The organism is Ensifer sp., assembly GCF_031989085.1.
GTDB lineage: Bacteria > Pseudomonadota > Alphaproteobacteria > Rhizobiales > Rhizobiaceae > Ensifer.
In genome coordinates this window covers 166,462-188,367 of record NZ_DALZXU010000007.1, presented here as the reverse complement: position 1 = coordinate 188,367, position 21,906 = coordinate 166,462, and the positions used below count along the sequence as shown (strand labels likewise).

At 59.0% G+C, this 21,906-nt stretch carries 13 protein-coding genes and 2 pseudogenes; 11 read left to right on the top strand and 4 right to left on the bottom strand.

What is annotated here, in order from left to right; translation table 11 throughout:
* Window position 1: 1 nt before the first annotated feature.
* The 5 genes and pseudogenes from RTP54_RS24380 to RTP54_RS24355 form a co-directional block, all read left to right on the top strand.
* A pseudogene (locus tag RTP54_RS24380) lies at window positions 2-335 on the top strand (FCD domain-containing protein); the annotation flags it as partial.
* A 548-nt stretch (window positions 336-883) separates the two neighbouring features.
* Window positions 884-1,963: a BamA/TamA family outer membrane protein gene (locus RTP54_RS24375; RefSeq protein ID WP_312366139.1), complete on the top strand. Its 1,080-nt coding sequence runs from the start codon at window positions 884-886 to the stop codon at window positions 1,961-1,963.
* Window positions 1,964-3,924: 1,961 nt separating this feature from the next.
* On the top strand, window positions 3,925-4,602 hold the full coding sequence (locus RTP54_RS24365) for an aquaporin (RefSeq protein WP_312366138.1): 678 nt from the start codon (window positions 3,925-3,927) through the stop codon (window positions 4,600-4,602).
* Window positions 4,603-4,998: 396 nt separating this feature from the next.
* Window positions 4,999-5,211: a hypothetical protein gene (locus RTP54_RS24360; RefSeq protein ID WP_312366137.1), complete on the top strand. Its 213-nt coding sequence runs from the start codon at window positions 4,999-5,001 to the stop codon at window positions 5,209-5,211.
* A gap of 127 nt (window positions 5,212-5,338) precedes the next feature.
* Window positions 5,339-5,656, top strand: a complete 318-nt coding sequence (locus RTP54_RS24355; RefSeq protein ID WP_312366136.1) for a hypothetical protein — start codon at window positions 5,339-5,341, stop codon at window positions 5,654-5,656.
* 115 nt (window positions 5,657-5,771) lie between these two features.
* Here the strand turns inward: RTP54_RS24355 and RTP54_RS24350 are convergent, their stop codons facing one another.
* A complete protein-coding gene (locus RTP54_RS24350) occupies window positions 5,772-6,074 on the bottom strand; it encodes a hypothetical protein (RefSeq protein WP_312366135.1) in 303 nt (100 codons plus the stop codon).
* A 121-nt stretch (window positions 6,075-6,195) separates the two neighbouring features.
* On the opposite strand from RTP54_RS24350, the gene RTP54_RS24345 reads away from it, so the two are divergent.
* A complete protein-coding gene (locus RTP54_RS24345) occupies window positions 6,196-6,699 on the top strand; it encodes a ferritin-like domain-containing protein (protein WP_312366134.1) in 504 nt (167 codons plus the stop codon).
* A 289-nt stretch (window positions 6,700-6,988) separates the two neighbouring features.
* Here RTP54_RS24345 and RTP54_RS24340 read toward each other — a convergent pair whose 3' ends face one another.
* Window positions 6,989-8,101 carry an AI-2E family transporter gene (locus tag RTP54_RS24340; protein WP_312366133.1) on the bottom strand — a complete coding sequence of 371 codons (1,113 nt, stop codon included), beginning with the start codon at window positions 8,099-8,101 and terminating at the stop codon, window positions 6,989-6,991.
* A gap of 526 nt (window positions 8,102-8,627) precedes the next feature.
* Complete coding sequence (locus RTP54_RS24335) at window positions 8,628-8,999, bottom strand: hypothetical protein (RefSeq protein ID WP_312363638.1); 372 nt, start codon at window positions 8,997-8,999, stop codon at window positions 8,628-8,630.
* A 992-nt stretch (window positions 9,000-9,991) separates the two neighbouring features.
* On the opposite strand from RTP54_RS24335, the gene RTP54_RS24330 reads away from it, so the two are divergent.
* Together RTP54_RS24330 and RTP54_RS24325 are read left to right on the top strand one after the other, a co-directional pair.
* Window positions 9,992-10,975, top strand: coding sequence for a helix-turn-helix domain-containing protein (locus tag RTP54_RS24330; protein ID WP_312366132.1), 984 nt, complete (start codon window positions 9,992-9,994; stop codon window positions 10,973-10,975).
* Between the two features lie 183 nt (window positions 10,976-11,158).
* Window positions 11,159-17,758 (top strand): putative Ig domain-containing protein, encoded by a 6,600-nt coding sequence (locus RTP54_RS24325; RefSeq protein WP_312366131.1) that lies wholly within the window; start codon window positions 11,159-11,161, stop codon window positions 17,756-17,758.
* A gap of 190 nt (window positions 17,759-17,948) precedes the next feature.
* On the opposite strand, the pseudogene RTP54_RS24320 reads toward RTP54_RS24325, so the two are convergent.
* Window positions 17,949-18,225, bottom strand: a pseudogene (locus RTP54_RS24320) (hypothetical protein).
* A 634-nt stretch (window positions 18,226-18,859) separates the two neighbouring features.
* Between RTP54_RS24320 and RTP54_RS24315 the strand changes: the two are divergent.
* The 3 genes from RTP54_RS24315 (at window position 18,860) to RTP54_RS24305 (ending at window position 21,883) form a co-directional block, all read left to right on the top strand.
* Window positions 18,860-20,302: an ATPase domain-containing protein gene (locus tag RTP54_RS24315; protein ID WP_312366234.1), complete on the top strand. Its 1,443-nt coding sequence runs from the start codon at window positions 18,860-18,862 to the stop codon at window positions 20,300-20,302.
* Window positions 20,299-21,351, top strand: a complete 1,053-nt coding sequence (locus tag RTP54_RS24310) for a sensor histidine kinase (protein WP_312366130.1) — start codon at window positions 20,299-20,301, stop codon at window positions 21,349-21,351. Before RTP54_RS24315 ends, RTP54_RS24310 begins: the two co-directional genes overlap by 4 nt.
* A gap of 163 nt (window positions 21,352-21,514) precedes the next feature.
* Window positions 21,515-21,883, top strand: coding sequence for a response regulator (locus RTP54_RS24305; protein ID WP_312366129.1), 369 nt, complete (start codon window positions 21,515-21,517; stop codon window positions 21,881-21,883).
* The last annotated feature ends 23 nt before the right edge of the window (window positions 21,884-21,906 follow it).

Sequence of the window (21,906 nt, the reverse complement as noted above, 5' to 3'; positions counted from 1 at the left end):
GCGTCGCAAGATCGAAACGATCCTTGATCGCCAGAAAGCGGCAAATGATGCTGGAGACCACAACGCCTTCCGCTGGGAAGACGAATAGTTCCACATTGCGATCGCGGAGGGTGTCGGTTGTGGGCTCGCCCGGAACGCCATTTCGGACATCAAGGCCGATATGGATCGGGTATCCAATCCGCAACTGCGCCATCCCGGTTCCATGACGCGGTTGATCGCCGAACACGAGGCGATAATCAACGCTATCGATGCGAGGGATGCTGATGCGGCGGCGAATGCCCCTCAACGGCATCTTAGCTGATCTTTCGCAGACCGAAGCTCAAAATCCTGAACTTTTGACTGACTGCCCTCGGGGTTGCCACCGAGCAGTGGCAACAATGCCTCCTTTGTCTGCTGAGAAAGATCATTTACATAATCGCACGGCGGTCAGGCAAAGCAGATGGCTCGTAGTCAACGGTCGATTTTATCGAGTGTTGCGATCGAAGTCTAAAACCCCGATCGGTTCATCGGCGAGCCACGCCCTGTCTGACGCTTCCACGGACGTTTGAGAGGCCTGGCTCTAGCGGCGAACCGCGTCGTTTTGGGCTCACAGACAAGGCTGATAAGCTTTTTCGGCGAAGAACCGTACACGTGCGTCAGCACTGTGCGCGGCGCCACGTGTAGAACGCGTTTGCTGGCCCATCAGAGCAACAATTCTTCTTGCAGCAGAGTTGGATGTGAGATTCTCTTAGAGATGCAGGAAGTAGCCTGCGGGCCCAATTCAATTTAGACGGTGTCAAACTCGAAGCTTCAGGTCGTTTGAGATGTCATGGTAGTTTGGTCGTACCGAGCGCTTTTCTGCAGGGCGTTCCTCGCCGGGGCTGTGTTTCTGGGCTTTGCCACAATGCCCGTGCTGGCTTCTGACTCACTATCCCGATTTATCGACCCGGAAGATGGGTACCTGGATGTTTCCGGTTCGCTCAACCAGGGCGGCTTCATTCCTGTTCCGATCATCATTACCGAACCGGCGGTCGAGGGAGGCATTGGTGTTGCCGGCCAATTTATCCATCCCTCGACCACGCCCGGTGTGGCGCCTGGCCGCACAATCGCGGGCGGCGCCTACACCGGAAACGGATCTTGGGGGGGCGGGCTGTTACGTCAAGGGACACTTGCTGAGGGTCAGTGGCTTTATCGTTTCGGCCTGGGCGTTGCCGACGTGACATTGCCGATCTTCCCGTTCGGCGGCAGTAACGAAGTCGACTATCGCAATGCAATGAAATTTGCTTTCGGCAATATCCGCTACAAAGTTCCCGAAACGTCATTCTCGGTCGGGCCGCGCTTCATATACCGCACCTCGGATGTATCACTCAGTACGCAAGGTCCCCTTGCCGACCGGGTGAACACGGTCATCGACAGGTTTGCCGAGGAACAACAATATACTGCACTCGGGCTGTCATTGAACTATGACACACGCGACAACCCGTTTTCGCCCACGCAAGGTATCAACGCCATTTTCAGCGTTGACGTCTATTCCGATGCATTTGGAGGCGACCGGGAGTTTACCGCGGCGCAACTTGACATCCACGCCTTCCAGCGTTTGGACGATATGTGGTCTCTTGGTGCCATGGTCAGTCTTAGTAATGTTTCTGACGCCGCGCCGTTCTTCATGTCGCCGGGCGTCAATCTCCGCGGCGTTCAATCCGGTCGTTATCAGGGCGACACTGCGCTAAGTATGGAGGCCGAGTTACGCCGTCAGCTCACGCCTCGCTGGGCCGTCGTTGTGTTCGGTGGCTATGGGCAAACTTTTGTAAACAACACCCGGCTCTATGAGGCTCAGGACAATATCTGGACCTACGGAGCGGGCATCAGATACCGGATCGCTGACAAGCTGGGCATCGACGTTGGGCTGGATGTCGCGCGCGGGCCGGAAGATACGACCTTCTACATCCAGTTCGGCCACGCTTGGGCGCGGACCATGGATTAAGCCAATCTCGCGCCATAAATATAGTCAGATATCCGTGTCGACAACGTCAGGGCGTGAAGCTTTGATGAGAAGCGCAGAATATACGGTTTTTCAGGGCTGTGGGCGATCGCAATGATTTGGCCATACCCAGCGCAAGGGAATCGGCGAGGAGCTTGAGTGTCGAACAGGCATTTCTCCCGTCGTACTTGGCAACCCGGATCGGCTGCACGGCGCAGACTCTCAATGAATGGGTGAAGTGGAGGACGGTCCCGGCCCGGACTCCCAAGCGAACGGGCCGAGCAGAGGAAGGCTCTGGGGCGGGAGAACGGCGAGCTTCGGCAAACCAATGAGTACTTCGCAAAGCGTCTGGTTATTTCGCGATGGCGGAGCTCGATTGCCGATTGAAGCGATGGTCGGTTATCTCAGGCTAATAGTGGCGGTGGCTCATGCTGTCGCCTCGTAACAAGCGCCATCGATTTCCAGCTTCGATAATTGATCGGGTCGTTTGGCTTTATTCTCGTTCCGTCAGTCTGCGACTGGTTAAGGAGATGCTCTGCCTCAAACATGATCCGGGCAGAAACATCACAACGAATAGAAGTTCTAACAGGATGAACCTTGGCCACAGCAAGCATAAGAGAGACTCTTGTCTCAGCGACGATGTGTAGTGCGGCCACGTATCTCGTCGTCAGGCATGTTCCAAAGTCCACGACCACGCTGTCGCAGGGGAACCGCATCCCGGCAACGCTCGAGGAGATCTCGCAGAAGGCCCCAACAACAATAAACAGGCGCGTGGCGTAAAGGGATAGCTCTGAACCCTTCCCGCCGGGACGCCCCGGAGCCCAGATTCCTGGATACGTCACAGACATCCACCATTACTGAGCCAATCGCCCTCACTTCGCGAGAGCGCGATCCCAGTATTCCTCCACCAAGCTCGTCGCCAAGCGAGCTGTTGAGAGGTAACCGCAATTCGGCATCGGCGGCGTTCCTTGAAAAGTCCCAGTGAACCAGCCCAATGCCACAGTCCCGCGTCGGGTCCGGCGGTCTCTTTCCGCACGCGGCCGATACAGCCGACGCCGTCAAACCCGAGCCAATCGGGATCGGCCGGCAGCTCGTTCTTATCTAGCCCGGTGCGGCGCCAATGGTAGCGTGGTTGGTAGGACATTCCTTTAACTTCACCCGTCGGAATACGGTTTGCGCCCGAGTTCGTCGCAAATCGTTTGCCACGACGCTCGGCCCATTCCCCTTATTCGCAATAGGACTGTCATGGGAACGTTCTTTAAGTCCTCGATTGTGTAATATCCATGCCGATTGAGCTCGGCGACTAGCCGCGGCCTCAACTTCAAATCGGAAAGCTTCTTAGTCATTCTTGCATAAAAGCAGGCTGGGTCCGCGCGTCAATGGCCGATTCTGCAAGGTTAAACGTGAGACCAATGTCCCCGCAACAAGAGAAGAGCTCGGGTGTGGCAGGAACGGTCCCGGGATCCCTCAAGGGATCGTTCTTCGTCACCAGCGAGGCCACGAAGGACTTCGCGGGCTCTGTCGACAGCCGTGGCGCGGTCCTTGATGTCAGCATCAATCCGCGTCTGGACCAGTGCATTTGCAGCCATGTCAAATCTCCTTCACAAGCACAATGCAATGCGCCAGCATGACAAAATCCAGTATCATCGCTAGGGGAGGCTTTGGAGTTTAGCCGCTTCCTGACGTTACATTATGCGATCGTTTTGGGCTCGGGCAGCCGTCGCATCGTCCTTCGACCAGGCGACGCAAGGGCCAATCCTGAAGTCCACTCCCCTCACCTTGCGAAGCTCGAAGTTGCGATTGGGCAGATCCAGCATCCATTCCGGCGCAAATCTATTCTTCAGTTCTCAAGAAACTGTTGGGGGAAAAGTCACCTTGTGTGCCCATCACCGTCACCGATAGCGATGGGCACACAGTCGCCATCTGTCTAACGCCATCACAGACCAAATACAGAGATCACCGCCGTGAATCACTCGCTTTCAAAACGCCTTGTTGCCGAGGCCTTCGGGACGGGCCTGCTCGCGGTATCCGCTGTTGGAAGCGCGGCAATGGCCGGTGCTATGACGGATGTTCCGGCGTTGGTTGTGCTGTGTGTCGCTATATCCTGCGGCGCGGCGCTATACGTCCTTCTCGAGCTGCTCGGGCCGATCTCCGGCGGCCACCTCAATCCGGCGGTGAGTCTGGCAATGCTCCTTCAGGGCCAGATACCGCGGAAGGAGGCGGCCGCCTATGTGTCCATGCAGACGATCGGCGGTGTACTCGGCGTTGTCTTCGTCCATGTCACTTTCGGTTTGCCGCTGCTCTCTGTCGGCGTTCACGTACGAACCGGATTTCCCGTCTGGATCGCCGAGGCAGCGTCCACGTTTGGCCTCATATTCACGATCTTCCTTGGGCTCAGGTTTCGCCCCAACTCTGTATCCGCCTTCGTCGGTTTCTACGTCCTGTCAGTTACGCTTGTTGCGTCGAGCTCCTTCGCAAACCCGGCGACCACGATAGCCAGGGCATTCACAGACAGCCTTGCGGGTATTCGCCCCGTAGACGTCCTGGCCTTCGTTGTTTCCCAATGTCTGGGCAGTTTGCTCGCTGTCGAATTTGCACGGTGGTTGACGGCTGCTTCCGTTGTTACGTCAGAGCCCCGCTAACGCCAGTGGGGCAGTGCCCGGGCGCTGATTTAGAGGGTGAAACATTGGTTTTTCTTTCGTGGATCCGGAGCTACTCGCCTGGACAGCAGAACGATGCCAGGGCCTCAAACAAATCCTAGTTATGAAGCTATCGTTCGCCTGCTTGAAGAATGGGAACGAGACGTTCTGACTTGTTGGCTCGGAAAAGATGGGGGCAGGCTGCCGCAGCCGACGGCGCAAGCCGGGAATACGCTGAAGCCCGCACATAAAGGCAGTCACAGCATCAAACTGGATACTGCCCCCTGGGAACCATATGACGCCCGCGCCGTTTAGTTCGATACATACCTTCCTGACGCTTCCTCTGCCGCCTGACAAATGGCCGTCTTTGCGCCGAGATCCGACACGCGGGAGCGTACAATGACAATGCATATCAAATATGAAAAAGAGGCGTTGCTGCGCGGCTGGGATGCTGTCTACGATTTAGAAGAGTTCATTCTGGCCTACAGCCTGGCGCCGCTAGCGGCGCGGGAAATCTTTGCGAAGGCCGGCCCCCGCAGGCTCGATCTCGCTAACGCGATGGACGTCCAAAAGCTGGCAATGGTACAACGTTCGATTATAACGCGCTTATGATCCGCACTTGACTGATGTCGATTGCCTCCGTGCGATATTGCGCGCAGGGTATTTTGACGACAGCGATTGAAGCGGGCGCTGTAGCGAACGGGTCTATGTGCCTGTGCCCCAACAAAAGGAGGACGTCATGTCTTCCAGCCATCCGAAATATTATCTTGATGCAGACGACCTCAACCTGTTGGTCGAGGTGCTCACGGCCGCCGGCTTCTATGGAACCACGGCCAAAGCAGATCCAAGTGGAAGGAAAGCCGCGACGCGCTTCCTGATGGCAGCGCTCGAAAACGGCATCAATAGCCGCGAATTGCTCGCCGCAGCGCTCCTCGAGCGTGGCAGCGCGTCGAAGGGAGAGCATCAGACGCCGGCACAGACGAAAGCCGAAGCGATCGATCGATGGGATGACGAAGGCGGCGCAGTCTCAAGCGTCCCCGCCAAGTTACCTTCTTGACCGCCGACTTGAACGTCGACCGAGCGGCCGTCAGCCCTTCCACTGTTCCAAACGGGAGAATGCGATGCACACACTACCCAGCCTGACGGGCCACCATCTCAGCCCCAGCGAACTTTCAGTGGTGCGGAGAGTTTTCGAAGCGACCTGTTTGAAGACACGACTTCAGGAGCGCGGCATACGGGCCGATCGCCTGGCGAGGTTCATCATGGATGAACTCCGGTTCGGCAACACCGATGAATCGTCTCTTCTTGAATGTGCCCTTTGGCACGAGACGCGGCGCATTCCATCCGCAGCCAAGAGCCATTCGATCGTCGACATCCGTACAGCAAGAACCCGTGAGGGTCGCGATCCCGGACAGCCGGTAAAAACGGGCGCTCGGGATCATCGAGGCACTCGCTAGCCCGCCGATCTCAGACACGGCTCGCCCCGTCCACCAACTATCTGAATATCAAGAACCTGGCCGCCCATGAGGGGCGACCGGCGAGACCAGGCATGTTGCCTGGAGCATGGCAGAAAACCCTCTAACCACAGGAGCCATCATGGCCAAGGAAATCAAAACACTGGACGTGCTTTTTCACAACACATTGAAGGACGTCTACTTCGCCGAGAGCAAGATCATCGACACGCTGCCGAAGATGCGGGATGCCGCCAAGAGCAAGCTGCTCAAGGATGCGTTCATCAAGCATCTTACAGAGACCAAGGTTCATGTCGAGCGGCTGGAAGAGGTCTTCAAGATCATCGGCAAAAAGCCTGAAAATAAGACATGTGACGCCATCATGGGCATCACCAAGGAAGGTGCGTCAATCATGGACGAGTATGAAGGTTCGCCCGCGCTCGACGCCGGATTGCTTGCTGCCGCACAGGCTGTCGAGCACTACGAAATGTCACGCTACGGCACATTGCGCACCTGGGCGCTGGAACTAGGCATGAAAGATGCCGCTAAGCTTCTTCAAACGACGCTCGACGAAGAACAGGCAACGGACATTGCTCTGACCGCGATCGCCACCAAGGTCGTCAATCAGAACGCAGAAAAAGCGGCTTAGGGTATTTCCAGGCAAAATGCGCAAGCGTACTTCAGTCAGGAGTTGCGTGAGAGCGGAGAGGTGGAGCGTTTCTGACGTCGCCTAAAAAGAAACGCTCTCACGCGAAAATCAGCCCGGCCCGATCCTATCGAGCCGGGCAAAAGCTGTTACGGCCCCTCGGAAGCGACGTGGCCTCGGGCAAATGTGCAAAAGGCGGTGAAATGCGGCACCGTCCAGGCGCGGCGTTTACTCATCGAGTTCTCAGTCAAACTGACGCACCAACATCAGCGCAGGTTGGCGGAGATGGCAACTAGCCCCTTGGACCGGCTCCGATGTCCTCGGGCAAGGGGGAATGCGAAGCCGCTTGGGCCCGCTCCTCGAGTTCAGCTGCCGCCCATTCGAGAAACAGGTTGTATGCGACTGCCAATAGGGTCGGCCCAAGTAAAAGCCCAATCAACCCGAAGGCCAGCACGCCGCCAACGAGCCCGAACAGCCCCAGCAAAACCGGCAGGTTGCTGTTTTGGTTGAGCAGGTAGGGGCGGATGAAATTGTCAATGGCGCTGACGAGAAAGAGGCCCCAGATGGCGATGAAGATCGCCCACCCCATGGAACCTTGAAAGAGCAACCAGAGTGCAACTGGCGCCCACACGAAGGGCGGGCCTCCCGGCACGAATGACAGTGCGAAAGTCAGACAACCCAACAATATCGGTTCAGGCACGCCCGCGATCCAGAAACCGATCCCGGCCAGCAAGCCCTGCGCAAGAGCAGTCCCGATCATCCCGTAGACGACGCCCTTCACGGTCAGACCGATGACCGCAAGCAACCTCTTGCCACGGGGACCGGCAACACGCTCGCTGATCTGGCGCATGAAACCGGTCATGCGACGACCGTGCAGGAACAAGAAAAAGGTGATGAATATGCTGAGCCCTAGTTCAAGGACGACGGAACCGAGGGCGGCTCCCCCCGCAAGGGCGACATCGGTGACGGGGCCCGTAAGTTTCTTGAGTTCCTCGATAAACGCAGGCGCATCATGTACAAGGTTTTCCCAATAAACCGCCACGCCTTCGCCAATGACCGGCAGGCTCCTCACCCAGTTGGGTGGTGCGGGCGGCCCTTCACCCAGGACGTGCGCAATTCCCTCGCCCAGATTTCTTGTGCCGTCGACGAGTGCGGTTACCAGGAGGGCAAGTGGTGCCGCCACAACGATGACAACCAGGATCGTCATGATCGCCGCGGCAAAGGCGCGGTACCCTCCGACCGCGCGCTCGCAGTGGCGGTAGAGCGGCCACGTCGAGAAACAGATCACTGCAGCCCACATTATCGCCGATAGGAAGGGCCAAAGGACCAGCGCACAAGCAACGACCAGCAGTGCAAGAGCGCTGGTGCCGAGAACAGGTCCAATCCATCTGCGAGAATCTGACATTGCCCGATCCGCCTTCGTTTCGGGGCATATTTCCGACACATCCGCACAACCATACCCCCCGCCGTTCTGCGCGAACGCTGAGCGGTAGGCCAGCCTGGCCAAGCCGGATGGAAACAACCGATGTAGCTGCGGCGTTTTTCAAAACTGGGAGAATTGAGTGGTCGCAGCGACGTGAACTCGCAAGCCCGACTCGCGCAATGTGGGGCAATTGCCCCTTCGAGGACCTCCTCGGAATAACCCGATCAGCCCAGGAAGGGCATGCGCGATTCTGTCCGTTGACGAATATTCAATACCAACGGCCGCGACCGTACCAGCCACCGCTGAGGACGAGAACGATCAGAACTATAACGAGCAGTGTGGTGATATCCATTTGGGTCTCCTGGGAGTACCCTGGTGATCGTCAATCACAATGATGGACGACGCTACTTTGTGCAGTACTCCAACGTTATGTAACGCGCCAGAAGTAACTTCGTTCCAGCCCGAATAGAGGGCGGCGAGAACGCCACCCTCCATCGACTGAACGGGCTTACTTGGCGCGGCGCCAGACACCGTTGACGCCGTCACCCTTGACGTCTCCGGCCTTCTTATCTTCGGCATACGTATAAAGCGGCTTGCCGTCGTAGGCCCACATCTCCTTGCCGGCCGCGTCCTTGACCAGCGACCACTCGCCTTCAACCTTCGATTTCGCAGCGGCATGAAACGCCGGCCACATCTTCAGGCAATCTGTGTCGCAGTTCGACTTGCCTTTAGTGTCTTTGTCGAACGTGTAGAGGGTCATGCCGTTTCCCGTGGTCATGACCTTGCCCACCTTCGTGTCGACCATCTTGGCCGGTTCGGCGGCATAAGCGGACCATGACGTAGCAGCGGCTACGCCAAATGCGATTAGAAGCGTTTTCATGATTTTTTCCCATCGGGGATGCCAGCGGAATGCCGGTAGTGCCCGAAGTCTAACGCACAGGAACGCGTAGCTTCAGTGGCGGTTCCATGACGGCAGCAACGTGACGGTCTGAAAGAAACCCCGCATCTCTGTCAGAGACGGGCAGAACCAGTCGAACTGCAGGTCGGCAACGTTCAAGGATGTTCACTGTGTCAGGCTGTCAGACTGCGTTGCCGGCGCAGCCCCTGTAAACACATAAGGCGCGGGCCTGAATGCCCAGACCAGTAGGATAGGCATGGTAACGATGAGCAGAGAGGAACGAGGAGTTGATATGGTGCCTTCCTCCGTACTCGGAGCGCTGTGTGCAGGTTGCAGCATTCGTCGCCGTTGTCAGGTCGAACTTTTCTGGCAAGGAGACGCGCGGGTGCCTTCCTTATGGCCGTCTCGCCCGAAGGGCTTTCCGCGCTTGAGCGTTGAGCGTTGAGCGTTGAGCGGAATGTTGGCGAACTTTTCTCCCAATAATAAGATCATGCGATCCTCGCGTGTTCACCATGCCATATTATCGGGTGGAGGCTCAGGCGTTACGATGGCTTGGATCAAGCTGGCCGAAATCCATTGCGACTGGTGTCCCTGGAAACCGTCTCGATTCTCTGGCTAGTCAGAAACGACTGAGATTTTCAGTTTGCCCAACGGGCGCGCCTTGAATGCACGGTCCGATATCGCCCTTCTGGTGACCTCTGAACTGTTGCCCAAGAAAACGTCCGAACAAGCTATCGCCGACCTCAGCCTCTCGATGCCCAAGTCGCGATCCCCTGCCTGTGGTTGCTTTGCATCGGGTTTTCAGTAACTTGCGCTTTAATTAGAAATCAATCGCAGCTTGCGGAACCCTTGCGTGCAAGCCCGCGCCGCAATGAATGAAGTCCATGAAGCCGTCATTTGAATCAACTGCAGGCTCGGAGGTCATACATACCGAGCATTTCGGATTGCCACGCTCACGGTTCGACACGACCGGCATGCGGCAGCAGAATGCCCATCTGATGTGGCGCGAGTCGATCGGCGTACTGTTTGACGCACGGCTTCGCGGCCCGTCCGACGAACCATTTTTTGCCAGCGTCGATGCGGCGCTGATAGGAGGCGTCGGCGTTGCACGGACCCGATCTAGAAGCCAGGATTTCGATCGATCCCGCTACAAGATCGCCCGGGACGGCATGGATGGATATCTCGTGCAGTTCTACGTCAGCGGCCAAAGTGCAAGCCGCGGAGCCGCTGGCAGCGTCGCCCGCCCCGGCGACCTTTACGTGATCGATATGGCGCAGCCGCTCGCGACATCCACCATCGACCACGAGCATCTGAGCCTCGTCATCCCACGCCAGATGCTGGCGCCCCGTCTGAAGTGCCCGGACGACAACCATGAGCTGGTCCTGCCTGCGAGATTGCCGCTCGTCGCGCTCTTGAGGGACACGCTCGGTAGCCTTCACCAACAACTGGATCATATCTCCGTCGGGGAAGCGGAAGCGGTCCTGTCTCCGCTGCTCGATCTTGCCGGCGCCGCGATCAACAGCCAGACGAGCGAGGGCAATGCAGCTGGTGTCGGCCATGCGCTGTCGATCGCGGTCAGGCGCTACATAACCGACCACTTGCTCGAACCCGATCTAACCGTGGAGCGTGTCATGGCCGCATTCGGTCTATCGCGCCGAACGGTCTATCGGCTTCTGGAACTGGTTGGGGGGTTTTCGGTTTTCCTGGCGCAGCAGCGCCTGCGGCGTGCCTTCATCAACATTCGAGCGCCGGAGTACAGGCACGTGGCGATTGCAGACCTCGCCTTAGCACACGGCTTTACCAACGCGGCAAATTTCAGCCGGGCTTTTCGTCGGGAATTCGGCCTGTCTCCGAGGGAGCTACGGCATCTTTCGGCGCATCATCCCACCCTGCTGAAATCCGCGCCTGGTCTGTCGGCGACCGACTGGTCGCAATGGATCGGCTTGATCGGGCGATAGGGACCTGCACTTCAAGCGGTAGGCGCGGCGTCGAGACCACCGATTTGGCGGTAAATGCCGGGTCATTGGCACGGGGTGCGCATTTCCACACCTGACCGCCTCCACCAATTGAAGACGGCACTTTCTCCGAGCTAACACGAAGCGCGCCTGCCATGGCGCGGTTTTTGTTGAGAGAAATCCGTCATGACAAGCTACCTATCGGGCACCGCCGCACGTTCCCGCAGCCCGGCCGTTCGTAGGGCAAGCGGCGGCAGCACCTCGGCGATGCTGTCTGACGACATCGTCGAACGAATGTGCGTCGCCACGCCGGTGGAGGCGTTGCCGAAGGCTGAAAGGTTGCGCCGGTTCTGGCGCAATCAGATCCGGCTGGTGACGGCCCTGATCTTCCTTCTTTCCAGCCTCGTGGCCGTGGCGGGAGAAGCGTTCGCTGCGTCGAAAGGGTGTGAGGATATCGTTGCCGACCTGCACGGGAAGGACGTCCTAGCTCTCTCGAAGACCTACCCCAAGAGTGATTTTCTAACGACGGACCGGCTTCATATCGATTTGATCCGCAATCCATCCTACTGGGACAGCGCGTATTTCACCGCGATCTCTGAAACTGGCGCCGAATACTTCATGACCAGTTATGAAGCCGGTGTTGTAACTGGCAATGAATCCGCATCGATTTCCGGGCAAAACCTCGTTGACGGTGGAATCTATGTTGAATTCATAAACCAAAGCCCGACAACCGTTCCCTGGCGAATGGACGTCGTCTGCGTTACGAAGAGCAACCCGCTGGACGCCGCACTTTCCGGTCTCGCCCTGTCGAGCGGCAACCTCGAGCCGGCCTTCGACACCAATACCCTGACCTATACGACCACGGTGGCCAACGGCGTTTCCACCCTCGGCGTAACACCGTCAACGCCCGGAACCACCGCGACGGTGAAGATCAACGGGGTCAGCGCCGTATCGGGCACATCGACCGCCGTGCCACTCAATGTTGGCGACAACACACTCACCATTGCCGTGACGACCGAGGACCGCACGGTCACGCGGACCTATCGGGTGGTCGTCACGCGCAGCGCACCTCCCACGATCACCGGCGTCACGCCGTCGATTGGAAGCAGTGCCGGTGGGCAATCCGTGACCATCACCGGTACCAACTTCATCGGTGTGAGTGCCGTTACGTTCGGCGGCACGCCTGCCACCACGTTCACCGTCGACAGCACCACCCAGATTACCGCCACCGTGCCGCCACGAACCGCCGGACCGGCCAATGTGACCGTGACGACCGTCGGCAACAGCTCCGTGACGCGCGCGAACGGCTATACCTACGTCGCCCCTCCAATCGTCACCGGCGTCAAACCGCTCAACACGCCCGCACGAACCTACGCGATCGGCGCCACGCTGCTGTTCGACGTGGAGTTCGATCAGCACATCGCTAGCAACGGGGGGCCGTACCTTAAGGCTGTCTTTGGGGCTGTCGAGCAGCGGATCAACCTGATCGGCGCCGTCTTTAACACCATGACGTTTTCCTACACTGTTGCCGAAAACGACCTCGACGAAGACGGAATCGCAATCTCGTCAATGGCGCGCGGGGGGGCAACGATCACGGACTACAACCGCCTAGTGGATGCAGATATCACACTGCGCAACATTGCCGATACATCAGGCATCAGGATCGACGGCGTCCGGCCCACGGTAACGTCAATCAACCCCACCACGACAGCCGCCACCTTCCACGTCAAGTTTTCCGAACCGGTCACGGCCGTGGACATCGGCAAGTTCACCCTGGCGAAAACAGGAACCGCGCAAGGCACGATCGACAGTGTGTCGGGATCGGGATCGACCTATCAGGTGCAGATCGCGAATGCTTCGGGAGAAGGCACCTTGGCGCTCGGCCTGTCCGCCAGCACCGGGATCAAGGACTTCGCCGGCAATGAGATGACCAAGGCGTTCACCGGCGGTACGCCCATGATCGTCGCGCCGCCCTCGAGCGACGCCAACCTCTCGGGCATCGGCGTTTCGAGCGGCACGCTTACCCCGACCTTCGACGCCGCCACCACCAGCTATACTGTCTCGGTGGGCAATAGCGTTTCCGCCATCACCATCACGCCGGCCAGCGCACATCCCGGCGCCGTCGTCTCGGTCAACCGAACCGTCATCGCGGCGCCGGGCAGCCTTCCCGTCAACCTCCAGGTCGGCGACAACACGTTAAGCATCGTGGTTACGGCGCAAGATACGGTCACGACAAGGACCTATGACATCGCCGTCAATCGCGCCGGCGCGGTTCCGGACGAGCCGACGGGCGTCAGTGCGACGCCGGGTGATGCAGAGGCGGTAGTCAGCTTCAGCCCTCCGCTGAATCCGGGCACCACGCCGATCAGCAGCTATACGGTAACGTCCGATCCGGGTGGCATAAGCGCAACCGGTGGCTCTATTCCCATCACGGTCACAGGCCTGACCAATGGCACGGCCTACACTTTCACGGTCACGGCTACCAATAACGCCGGCGCTGGGCCGGCCTCCACTGCATCCAGCCCCGTCACACCGAAACCTGCGCCTGTCGCCGGCGCTGTGAGTGCAACGGTTGCGGCAAACTCAGCGGCCAATCCGATCACGCTCAACCTTGGCGGCGGCGCGGCCGATACACTGGCGATCGGCACCCAGTCGACGCACGGCACGGCCGCGGTTTCGGGCCTATCCATCACCTACACCCCGACGGCAGGCTATTCGGGCACCGACAGCTTCACCTACATGGCCACCAACGCCACCGGCACCTCGCCAGCTGCCACGGTGGCGATCACGGTCTCAGCACCCACGTTTAGGTTTGTGCCCGTTGCCGGTGCCTTGCCAGGTGGAACCGCCGGAACTGCCTACGGCAGCGTCACTGTTGCCGCATCGGCCGGCACTTCACCCTACAGCTATGCCGCCACCGGTACGCTGCCGGACGGGTTGATGCTTGACGCCTCGTCCGGCGTCCTATCGGGAACACCGACAACGGCCGGGAACTACACCTTCGCGGTCACGGCCACCGACGCGAACAACGCGACGGGGACTGCGGCTTATTCGATCGCCATCGCGGTGCAGGCACCGAGGGCCGGCGATGTCAGCGCAACGGTTGCCGCAAATTCCGCGGCAAACCCGATCACGCTCACCCTCGGCGGCGGCGTGGCAAACTCGCTTGCCGTCGGCACCCTGCCGATGCATGGCACGGCGGCGGTTTCGGGGCTGTCGATCACCTACACCCCGACACCAGGCTATTCCGGCTCCGACAGCTTCACCTACACCGCGACCAACACCACCGGCATGTCGGCCGTCGCGACGGTAACGATCACGGTCACTGCACCAACCCTCAGCTTCTCGCCGGTCGCTGGTACATTGTCCGGTGGGACGGTCGGGTCGGCTTTCACCGGCATCACTGTCGCTGCATCGGCCGGTACCTCGCCCTACATCTATGCAGTCACCGGCATGCTCCCGGACGGACTGACGCTTGATCCCACCTCCGGTCTCATCTCGGGAACACCGACGACAGCAAAAAACTTCAGTTTTGACGTGACGGCCATCGACGCTAACGGGGCCACGGGTGCAGTAAGCTACGCCATCGCGATCGCGGTGCAGGCACCAACCGCCGGCGATGTCAGCGCAACGGTTTCGGCAAATTCCGCGGCAAACCCGATCACGCTCAACCTCGGCGGCGGCGCGGCCGACACGCTTTCCATCGGCACCCAGCCGGCCCACGGCACGGCGGCGGTTTCCGGTCTGTCGATCAGGTACACCCCGTCGCCGGGTTATTCCGGTTCCGACAGCTTCACCTACACCGCCATAAACGCTACCGGCACGTCAGCCGTCGCGACGGTGACGATCACAGTTACTGCCCCCACGCTCAGCTTCTCGCCCATTGCCGGTGCATTGCCCACCGGAACAGTCGGGTCTGCTTACAGCGACGTCGCCATCGCTGCATCGGCCGGCACCTCACCTTACGTCTACTCGGTCACCGGCCCGCTGCCCGACGGGCTGACGCTCGGCTCTTCGTCCGGCATCCTATCGGGAACGCCGACGACGGCCGGAACCTACAGTTTCACCGTGAGGGCCACCGACGCCAACGGAGCCACGGGGACCGAGCGCTATTCGATCGCCATCGCCATTCAGGTACCGACAGCCAAGGATGCAAGTGTGACCGTCACAGCAAACTCCGCGGCCAACCCAATCACGCTCGATCTCGCGGGCGGCGCAGCGGATTCCGTGGCCATCCGCACCCAGCCGTCAAACGGCAAGGCCGCGGTTTCCGGACTTGCGATTACCTATACCCCAACAGCGGGCTATTCGGGCGCGGACAGCTTCACCTACGTGGCCACCAACACCACCGGCACGTCTGGCGTCGCGAGGGTGTGGATTACAGTGACCGCACCAACTCTCAACGTTTCACCCGTAACCGGCCAATTGACCGGCGGGGGCGTCGGGACTGCCTATGGCGAGATTTCCCTCGCCGCGTCGGCCGGTACCGCGCCCTATCGTTTCGTCGTTACATCGGGCCAGTTGCCTGCGGGTCTCACGCTCGACGGCACAACCGGTCGCCTCTCGGGAACGCCGACGATGGCTGGTATCTCTAATTTCACCGTAACGGCAACCGATGCAAACGGGGCCACGGGAACCGCGAGCTACTCGATCGCCATCGCCATCCAGGCGCCGACCGCCCACCCGTCAACTGCGACCGTCGCGGCAAACTCCACGGCCAATCCAATCGCGCTCTATCTCGGCGGCGGCGTCGCCGACGCACTGACCATCCAGACCTCGCCGACCCGCGGTACGGCTGCGGTTTCGGGGCTGTCGATCATCTACACTCCGACGGCGGGCTATTCGGGCGCGGACAGCTTCACCTATGTGGCCGCCAATTCGACCGGCACCTCTTCCGCCGCAACGGTATCGATCACGGTGACAGCACCGCGCCTCAACCTGTCACCACCGGCCGGCACGCTGACGAGCGGGACCGCGGGAACCGTCTATCGCGGCGTCATTGTTACCGGCTCGGCTGGCACAGCGCCCTATCGTTATGCCGTCACATCGGGTCAGTTGCCTATGGGGCTCGCGCTCGATGGCTCCACTGGCGCGATCACTGGAACCCCGACGTTGGTTGGAAATCACGCCTTCACCGTGACCACAACGGACGCCAACAACGCTGAAGGAACGGCGCGCTATTCGATCACGGTTGCGCCGGCTCCTGTCGGCTTTACCTTCTCGCCGCCTGCCGGATCTCTCAGGCAGGCCATGGCGGGCGAGGCCTACAGCCAGCCGATTTCTGCTGAAGGCGGAGCGGCTCCGCTGCTCTATCGCCTCGCCTCCGGCTCACTGCCCAAAGGCATGGTCCTGAATATCTCAACCGGCGAACTGACGGGTCCGCTCTCGGCTGACGCTGGAGGCGATTATGGCTTCGCCATTGGGGTTCGAGACAGCAACGGTGCAACGGGAACGGCAAACTACACTCTGAAAGTGCAGGCTGGCGCGATTTACGTCACCGATAAGGTGGTCGATGTTCCACCCGGATCTACACCGCCGGACGTCTATCTCAATCGCGGCGCCACCGGCGGTCCGTTCATCGGGGCCGAAGCAACCTTCGTCGAGCCGGCCCAGGCCGGGACCGCGTCCATCATCCAGGGTGAACTGGCGCAGGCTGGCCCAGTTGCCCCTCCGGTTGGCTGGTACCTGAAATTCACGCCCAACAAGGCCTATTCCGGCCAGGTGCGCGTCGGCTTCCGTCTCGTCAGCGCGCTTGGTGCGTCCAACACCGGGACCGTGACCTACAAGCTCGCCTTTGATGCCTCCAAGCACGCCGAGGAGATCAACGCGCTGGTGCGAGACTTCGTGCGGACACGCCAGAACCTGATCGCTTCGACCATCAAGGTGCCGGGCCTGATCGACCGTCGGCGGATGGCCGCGGGCACCGAGACGCTGACCAGCCGCATGACACCCTCGACCGATGGCGTGACACTTGGCTTTTCCACCAGCCTTGCCCAAATGAAGGCAGCCCGCGACAGGGCCGATGGCATTGAGCAGGCGGAAATCTCGCCATTCAACATCTGGCTCGACGGCACAGTCCTGATGCACCGCCGCAAGGACGAAGACGACAGGTGGGGCAACTTCGGCATGGTCTCGCTCGGCGCGGACTATCTGCTGTCGGAGAAAGCGCTGCTCGGGCTGTCCTTCCACTATGACCGGATGACCGATCCGACCGACGAGGATATGGAGCTTTTCGGCAATGGCTGGCTGGCCGGTCCCCATGCCTCCTTCGAAATCGGCAAGGGCATCTTCTGGGATACGAGCCTGCTTTATGGCGGATCGTCCAACACCATCGATGCGAACGCCTGGGACGGCACGTTCGGCACCCGCCGCTTGCTCATGGACACCGCGATCAAGGGGCAGTGGCAGCTGGATGACGTCACCGTGTTCACACCGGCGTTGCGGGCCGTCTACTTCTCCGAAACGGTTGACGATTATGGGGTGAAGAATGGCGCCGGCAACGCCATCGACATCGAGGGCTTCACCGAAGAACAGCTGCGGGTCAGCCTGAGGGCGGAGATTGCCCGACAGTTCAACCTTGAGAGCGACCTGACCCTGACCCCCAGGCTGGCCGGCACTGTCGGGTATTCCGGGCTCGATGGAGAAGGTGTGTTCGGTTCCGTTTCCGCGGCACTGTCGATCGATGGCCCGCAAGGATGGTCGATCGATGCCGGACTGCTGCTAAACGTCGAAGGCGACGGCGAGACATCTGGCGGCGCAAAGGTAGGGGTTAGTGCACGTTTCTGAATGATCGAGCATCAGGTATCGCTACTGCATCCAATCTCTTGAAGCGATCAGCCGCTCTCGACGTTCTCAACACGCCCGACGAGACTAAGGGCTGACGCGCCGAGCGTAACAGTTCCGACATCTGATCTTCTCAGCCGCGCGCACTGACCCGGTCTGCCCGTCTGCCGCGCGAAGCTTGTTGGCCGGTAAATCACGCCTTGTCGTAGCTAAACGACGTCAAGAGCGTGGTGACGAAATTGCTCGCCTTCTCTTTGACGAGAACCTCCGTCCACTCGTCGGTTCACCGCAACATGAGGCCTGAATAGATGCTGTCGACCGCCGCTTCTTCAATGCGCTTTATATGCGACCTAAACTCTGCTTCGTCGCCGTTTTTTGTAAATGTCTCGGACCACCATTCTCAGAATTTCCTGCATGGCGATCTGCCACGCCGTGTTAATTGCCTGAAGCTCGTTGGGTTTCTGTGTCATGAGATCTCACATGGTTGAGCCCGCGTAGCCGATCGCGATCAACACCAGCGCTATCGTCGGGGCATGAAAAGGAACTGTGGAAGCGTATCCGTGGTCAACGGAAACAGCCCATAAATTGCAAGCACGCATCTTGCCCGACCTGCTTTTCACACTCCACGTCAAAGCCAATCGTCTGGCCTTCGAAGATTTCGCGGTTCAAGCGCGCTTGACGGAAGAGATGTGAACGATGCTTCAACGCCGCGTTGGCAGGCCTAAGCCCTTGGCGGAAAGAGGCGCTCTGCCGGGTCAATGGTCATGATGAGCCCTTTCAAAGCAATACAGACCACCGCTCCGCGCAAGCGTTGCGGAAAGAATACGACGTTTGGAGGGAAGGCTCGTTCAAAACGCGTAGCCACTCGCGCGGTAACCAAAGCTGATCAAGCAAATATCGACAGCTAAAATGGTAGGCGCGTTGTCTGAGAACGTCAACTTTTAGTTTTTTCGTTCGCGGGCGTCTACTTTCTTGAATACGCCTATTACACGCTATTCGAAGCGGCTAACCGACATGATTGATGTTTCGTACAAGACAAATATAACATCTGTGCGCCTTTCCAGGGATGATGCACGCCATCGATTTGAGTTGCAAGGGACGAACATGCCAAAACGGAAGAAGCCCACCATCGTTAGCACGGGAATTGCCGGGCTCGACGAAATCCTGCGCGGTGGCTTACCCGCATCGAACCTCTACATGCTTCAAGGAGCGCCGGGATCGGGCAAGACGACCGCCGCGCTGCAGTTCCTGCGCGCCGGTGTCGAGGAAGGGGAACGCTGTATCTATGTTACGCTTTCGCAGACAGCCGCCGAACTCGAGGCGATAGCTGCTTCACATGGCTGGTCTCTGGACGGCATCCGCGTTGAAGAACTGTCGACGTCGGGCACCGTCAATGAGGCTGATGACCAGAGCATATTCCTGACCGCTGACCTCCGTCTGGACGAGACAAGAAAGGCCATCGAAGCGGCGATCGAGGAACACAAGCCTCGCCGCCTCGTCTATGATTCACTCCTTGAGATCCGCCTGATCACCGGCGATTCACCTCGTTTCCGGCGCGAACTGATCGGTTTCAAGGCCTTCCTTGCGAAACAGGATGTTGTAGCGTTGCTCCTGGACACGCAGACGACCGGGCATGATCGAAGCGGAGAGGAGGTGGAAGGGCTCGCCCACGGTGTCATCCGGTTTGACAAATCTCTTGAGGAGTATGGTGGAGTGCGCCGGCGCATCGAAGTTTCGAAGATGCGGAGCGTGCCGGTCGCCGACGGCTATCACGATATGGCTATTCGTGAGGGCAAAGGCGTTGTCGTCTTCCCCCGCATCATGCCGAATACCGCATCGGAGAGCTCTAAGCCGCAGTTGATCAAGTCCGGCGTCACCGAGCTTGACGAGATGTTCGGTGGCGGTCAGGAAGCGGGAACAACGACACTGGTCATCGGGCAGTCGGGAACCGGCAAATCGACGATGTCATCCCTCTATGCGACCGCGGCCCTGAAACGCGGCGAAAATGTTGCATTGTTTCTGTTCGAAGAACGGTTGGAAACCTTCTTCCGCCGCTCCGAAGGCCTGGGCATGGAACTACGGCAGTTTCATAAGGATGGCAAACTGATCCTGCGCGATTTCAACCCGAATGAGATCTCGCCCGGTGAATTCGGCCAGATCGTTCAGGAGGCGGTCACGCAGAATAAAGCGCGCGTCGTGGTGATCGATAGCCTGACCGGATATCTGAACTCACTTCCCCACCGCGAGAAAGCGGTTCGTGATATCCAGTCGCTGCTGAAATATCTTGCGAGATCTGGTGTCTTGACCATGTTGATCGTCGCTCAGCATGGCTTGATTGGCCAGAATGTGGGGATCGATGTTGATGTCAGTTTTCTTGGCGACACCGTTCTTCTCCTGCGGATCCTGGAGCATGAAGGGCGCTTGCGACGGAACATCACGGTGGTGAAAAAACGCCACGGGCCACATGACCTCAACATCCAGGAACTGATCATTGAAAGCGGCAGTGTCAGCGTCGTTGCCTATAATCCCCTGCCTGATCCGAAATGAATGCAACTCCCCCCGCCGATGCACTGAACTGGGTGCTCGTCCTTGCTCCCTTTCGCAAGGACGCAGACTATATCACCGCCTTCCTTCAGGAACAGAAGGTAGAGGTCAGAGCCGCCAAGGCGGGCAGCACTTTGACCCAGTATCTCCAGCTGTCTCCAGGCGTCATCATCATTACGCATGAGGCGCTCAACCCCGAAATCGTCGCCAGTGTTGCGGAGCATCTTGCGGAACAACCGGACTGGTCGGAAGTGCCGATCATCATTCTCTTGGAACGCGCCGCGCCGATAGCGAGTATCCGCAGTCAATTGCAAATCTCTTGGCCGGGGTCGCGTCTGTTGTTCCACACGAGACCCATAGCCCCACTGGAACTCGTCAACGTGATTCAGTCAAATCTGTTGGTGCGAATGCGTCAGCGCCAGGTGCGCGATTCCATCGAGCGGGAAAGGGAGCTGCGTCTAGAGCTCAATCACCGGGTTAAGAACATTCTGGCGAGCGTCACCTCGATCTTCCAGATGACGAGACGCGGGACGATGACCGTCGAGGACCTGGCAAGCGATTTTACAGGTCGCCTTCAGGCACTCTCCAATGTCCATACGGCCGTCTTTGAGGCAGGAGGAGAAGAGGTCTTGCTTAGTGCCGTCGTGGAGCGGACGGTTTCTCCCTATAACAACGATGGTATAAGCCGCATCCAAGCCAAAGGTCCGGATATTACGGTCACGCGGGAGGCAGGAACGACCATAGCACTGTGTCTGCACGAGCTCATTACAAACGCGATCAAATACGGCGCATTGTGCCTTCCCGATGGAAAGGTCGATGTCGTGTGGGAACTCTCCAGCACGGATGACCCAGTCTTTTCCTTGAGTTGGGTAGAAGTGGGAGGGCCCACCGTGCGTGAACCGTCGCGACAGGGGTACGGAACTCGATATGTGCGTTCAGCTTTAGGGGAGCTGTTCGGATCGCCCCCTGCCATCACCTTTGCCCCGAGTGGCGTTCGGTGCAACGTGAGCGGTCCGCTGTCACGGTTCTCGCCGAAAAACCGGACACCGTAAGATCGACTTCACGAGCTGTTCGATCTCAAAGTGTTAACCCCTCCTATTCCCTGAAAAAATAGCTGTTCCCAATTGGATCGTTCCTGTCTTGCACGCGTTACTTCATTTCTTCCGACTTTAAGAACAAGCATGTTTACAGCGCGAAAGACGGAGACGGTCAGGGATGGATACGGGGATCACTGTTCTTGTCGTGGAGGACGAGGTACTTGTCCGGATGGATATCGCGATGTCGCTTGAGGACGAGGGGTTTACTGTTTTCGAGGCCTCGAATGCGGACGAAGCGATCGAAATCTTGAACGCGCGTTCCGACATCAGGCTGATGTTCACTGACATCGACATGCCAGGTAGCATTGACGGCTTGAAGCTCGCGGAAGCGGTTCGAGACAGGTGGCCACCGATCAAGATCATCGTGACCTCGGGTCACCGCCAATTGAGCGACGACCGACTGCCAGTGGAGGGCAGGTTTTTCAGTAAGCCCTATGATCACGCCCGCGTCATAACGACGATGAGGGAAATGCTGGTCGCGGTGTAGAGCCTAGCTTCCTAGGACCGGAA

What these genes read in the sequence shown, in the direction of transcription:
- RTP54_RS24325 (WP_312366131.1), top strand. Translation starts at nt 11,159, where the DNA reads ATGACAAGCTACCTATCGGGCACCGCCGCACGTTCCCGCAGCCCGGCC.
- RTP54_RS24340 (WP_312366133.1), bottom strand. Translation starts at nt 8,101, where the DNA reads ATGTCAGATTCTCGCAGATGGATTGGACCTGTTCTCGGCACCAGCGCT.
- RTP54_RS24330 (WP_312366132.1), top strand. Translation starts at nt 9,992, where the DNA reads ATGCGGCAGCAGAATGCCCATCTGATGTGGCGCGAGTCGATCGGCGTA.
- RTP54_RS24355 (WP_312366136.1), top strand. Translation starts at nt 5,339, where the DNA reads ATGTCTTCCAGCCATCCGAAATATTATCTTGATGCAGACGACCTCAAC.
- RTP54_RS24375 (WP_312366139.1), top strand. Translation starts at nt 884, where the DNA reads ATGCCCGTGCTGGCTTCTGACTCACTATCCCGATTTATCGACCCGGAA.
- RTP54_RS24335 (WP_312363638.1), bottom strand. Translation starts at nt 8,999, where the DNA reads ATGAAAACGCTTCTAATCGCATTTGGCGTAGCCGCTGCTACGTCATGG.
- RTP54_RS24360 (WP_312366137.1), top strand. Translation starts at nt 4,999, where the DNA reads ATGACAATGCATATCAAATATGAAAAAGAGGCGTTGCTGCGCGGCTGG.
- RTP54_RS24310 (WP_312366130.1), top strand. Translation starts at nt 20,299, where the DNA reads ATGAATGCAACTCCCCCCGCCGATGCACTGAACTGGGTGCTCGTCCTT.
- RTP54_RS24345 (WP_312366134.1), top strand. Translation starts at nt 6,196, where the DNA reads ATGGCCAAGGAAATCAAAACACTGGACGTGCTTTTTCACAACACATTG.
- RTP54_RS24305 (WP_312366129.1), top strand. Translation starts at nt 21,515, where the DNA reads ATGGATACGGGGATCACTGTTCTTGTCGTGGAGGACGAGGTACTTGTC.
- RTP54_RS24315 (WP_312366234.1), top strand. Translation starts at nt 18,860, where the DNA reads ATGCCAAAACGGAAGAAGCCCACCATCGTTAGCACGGGAATTGCCGGG.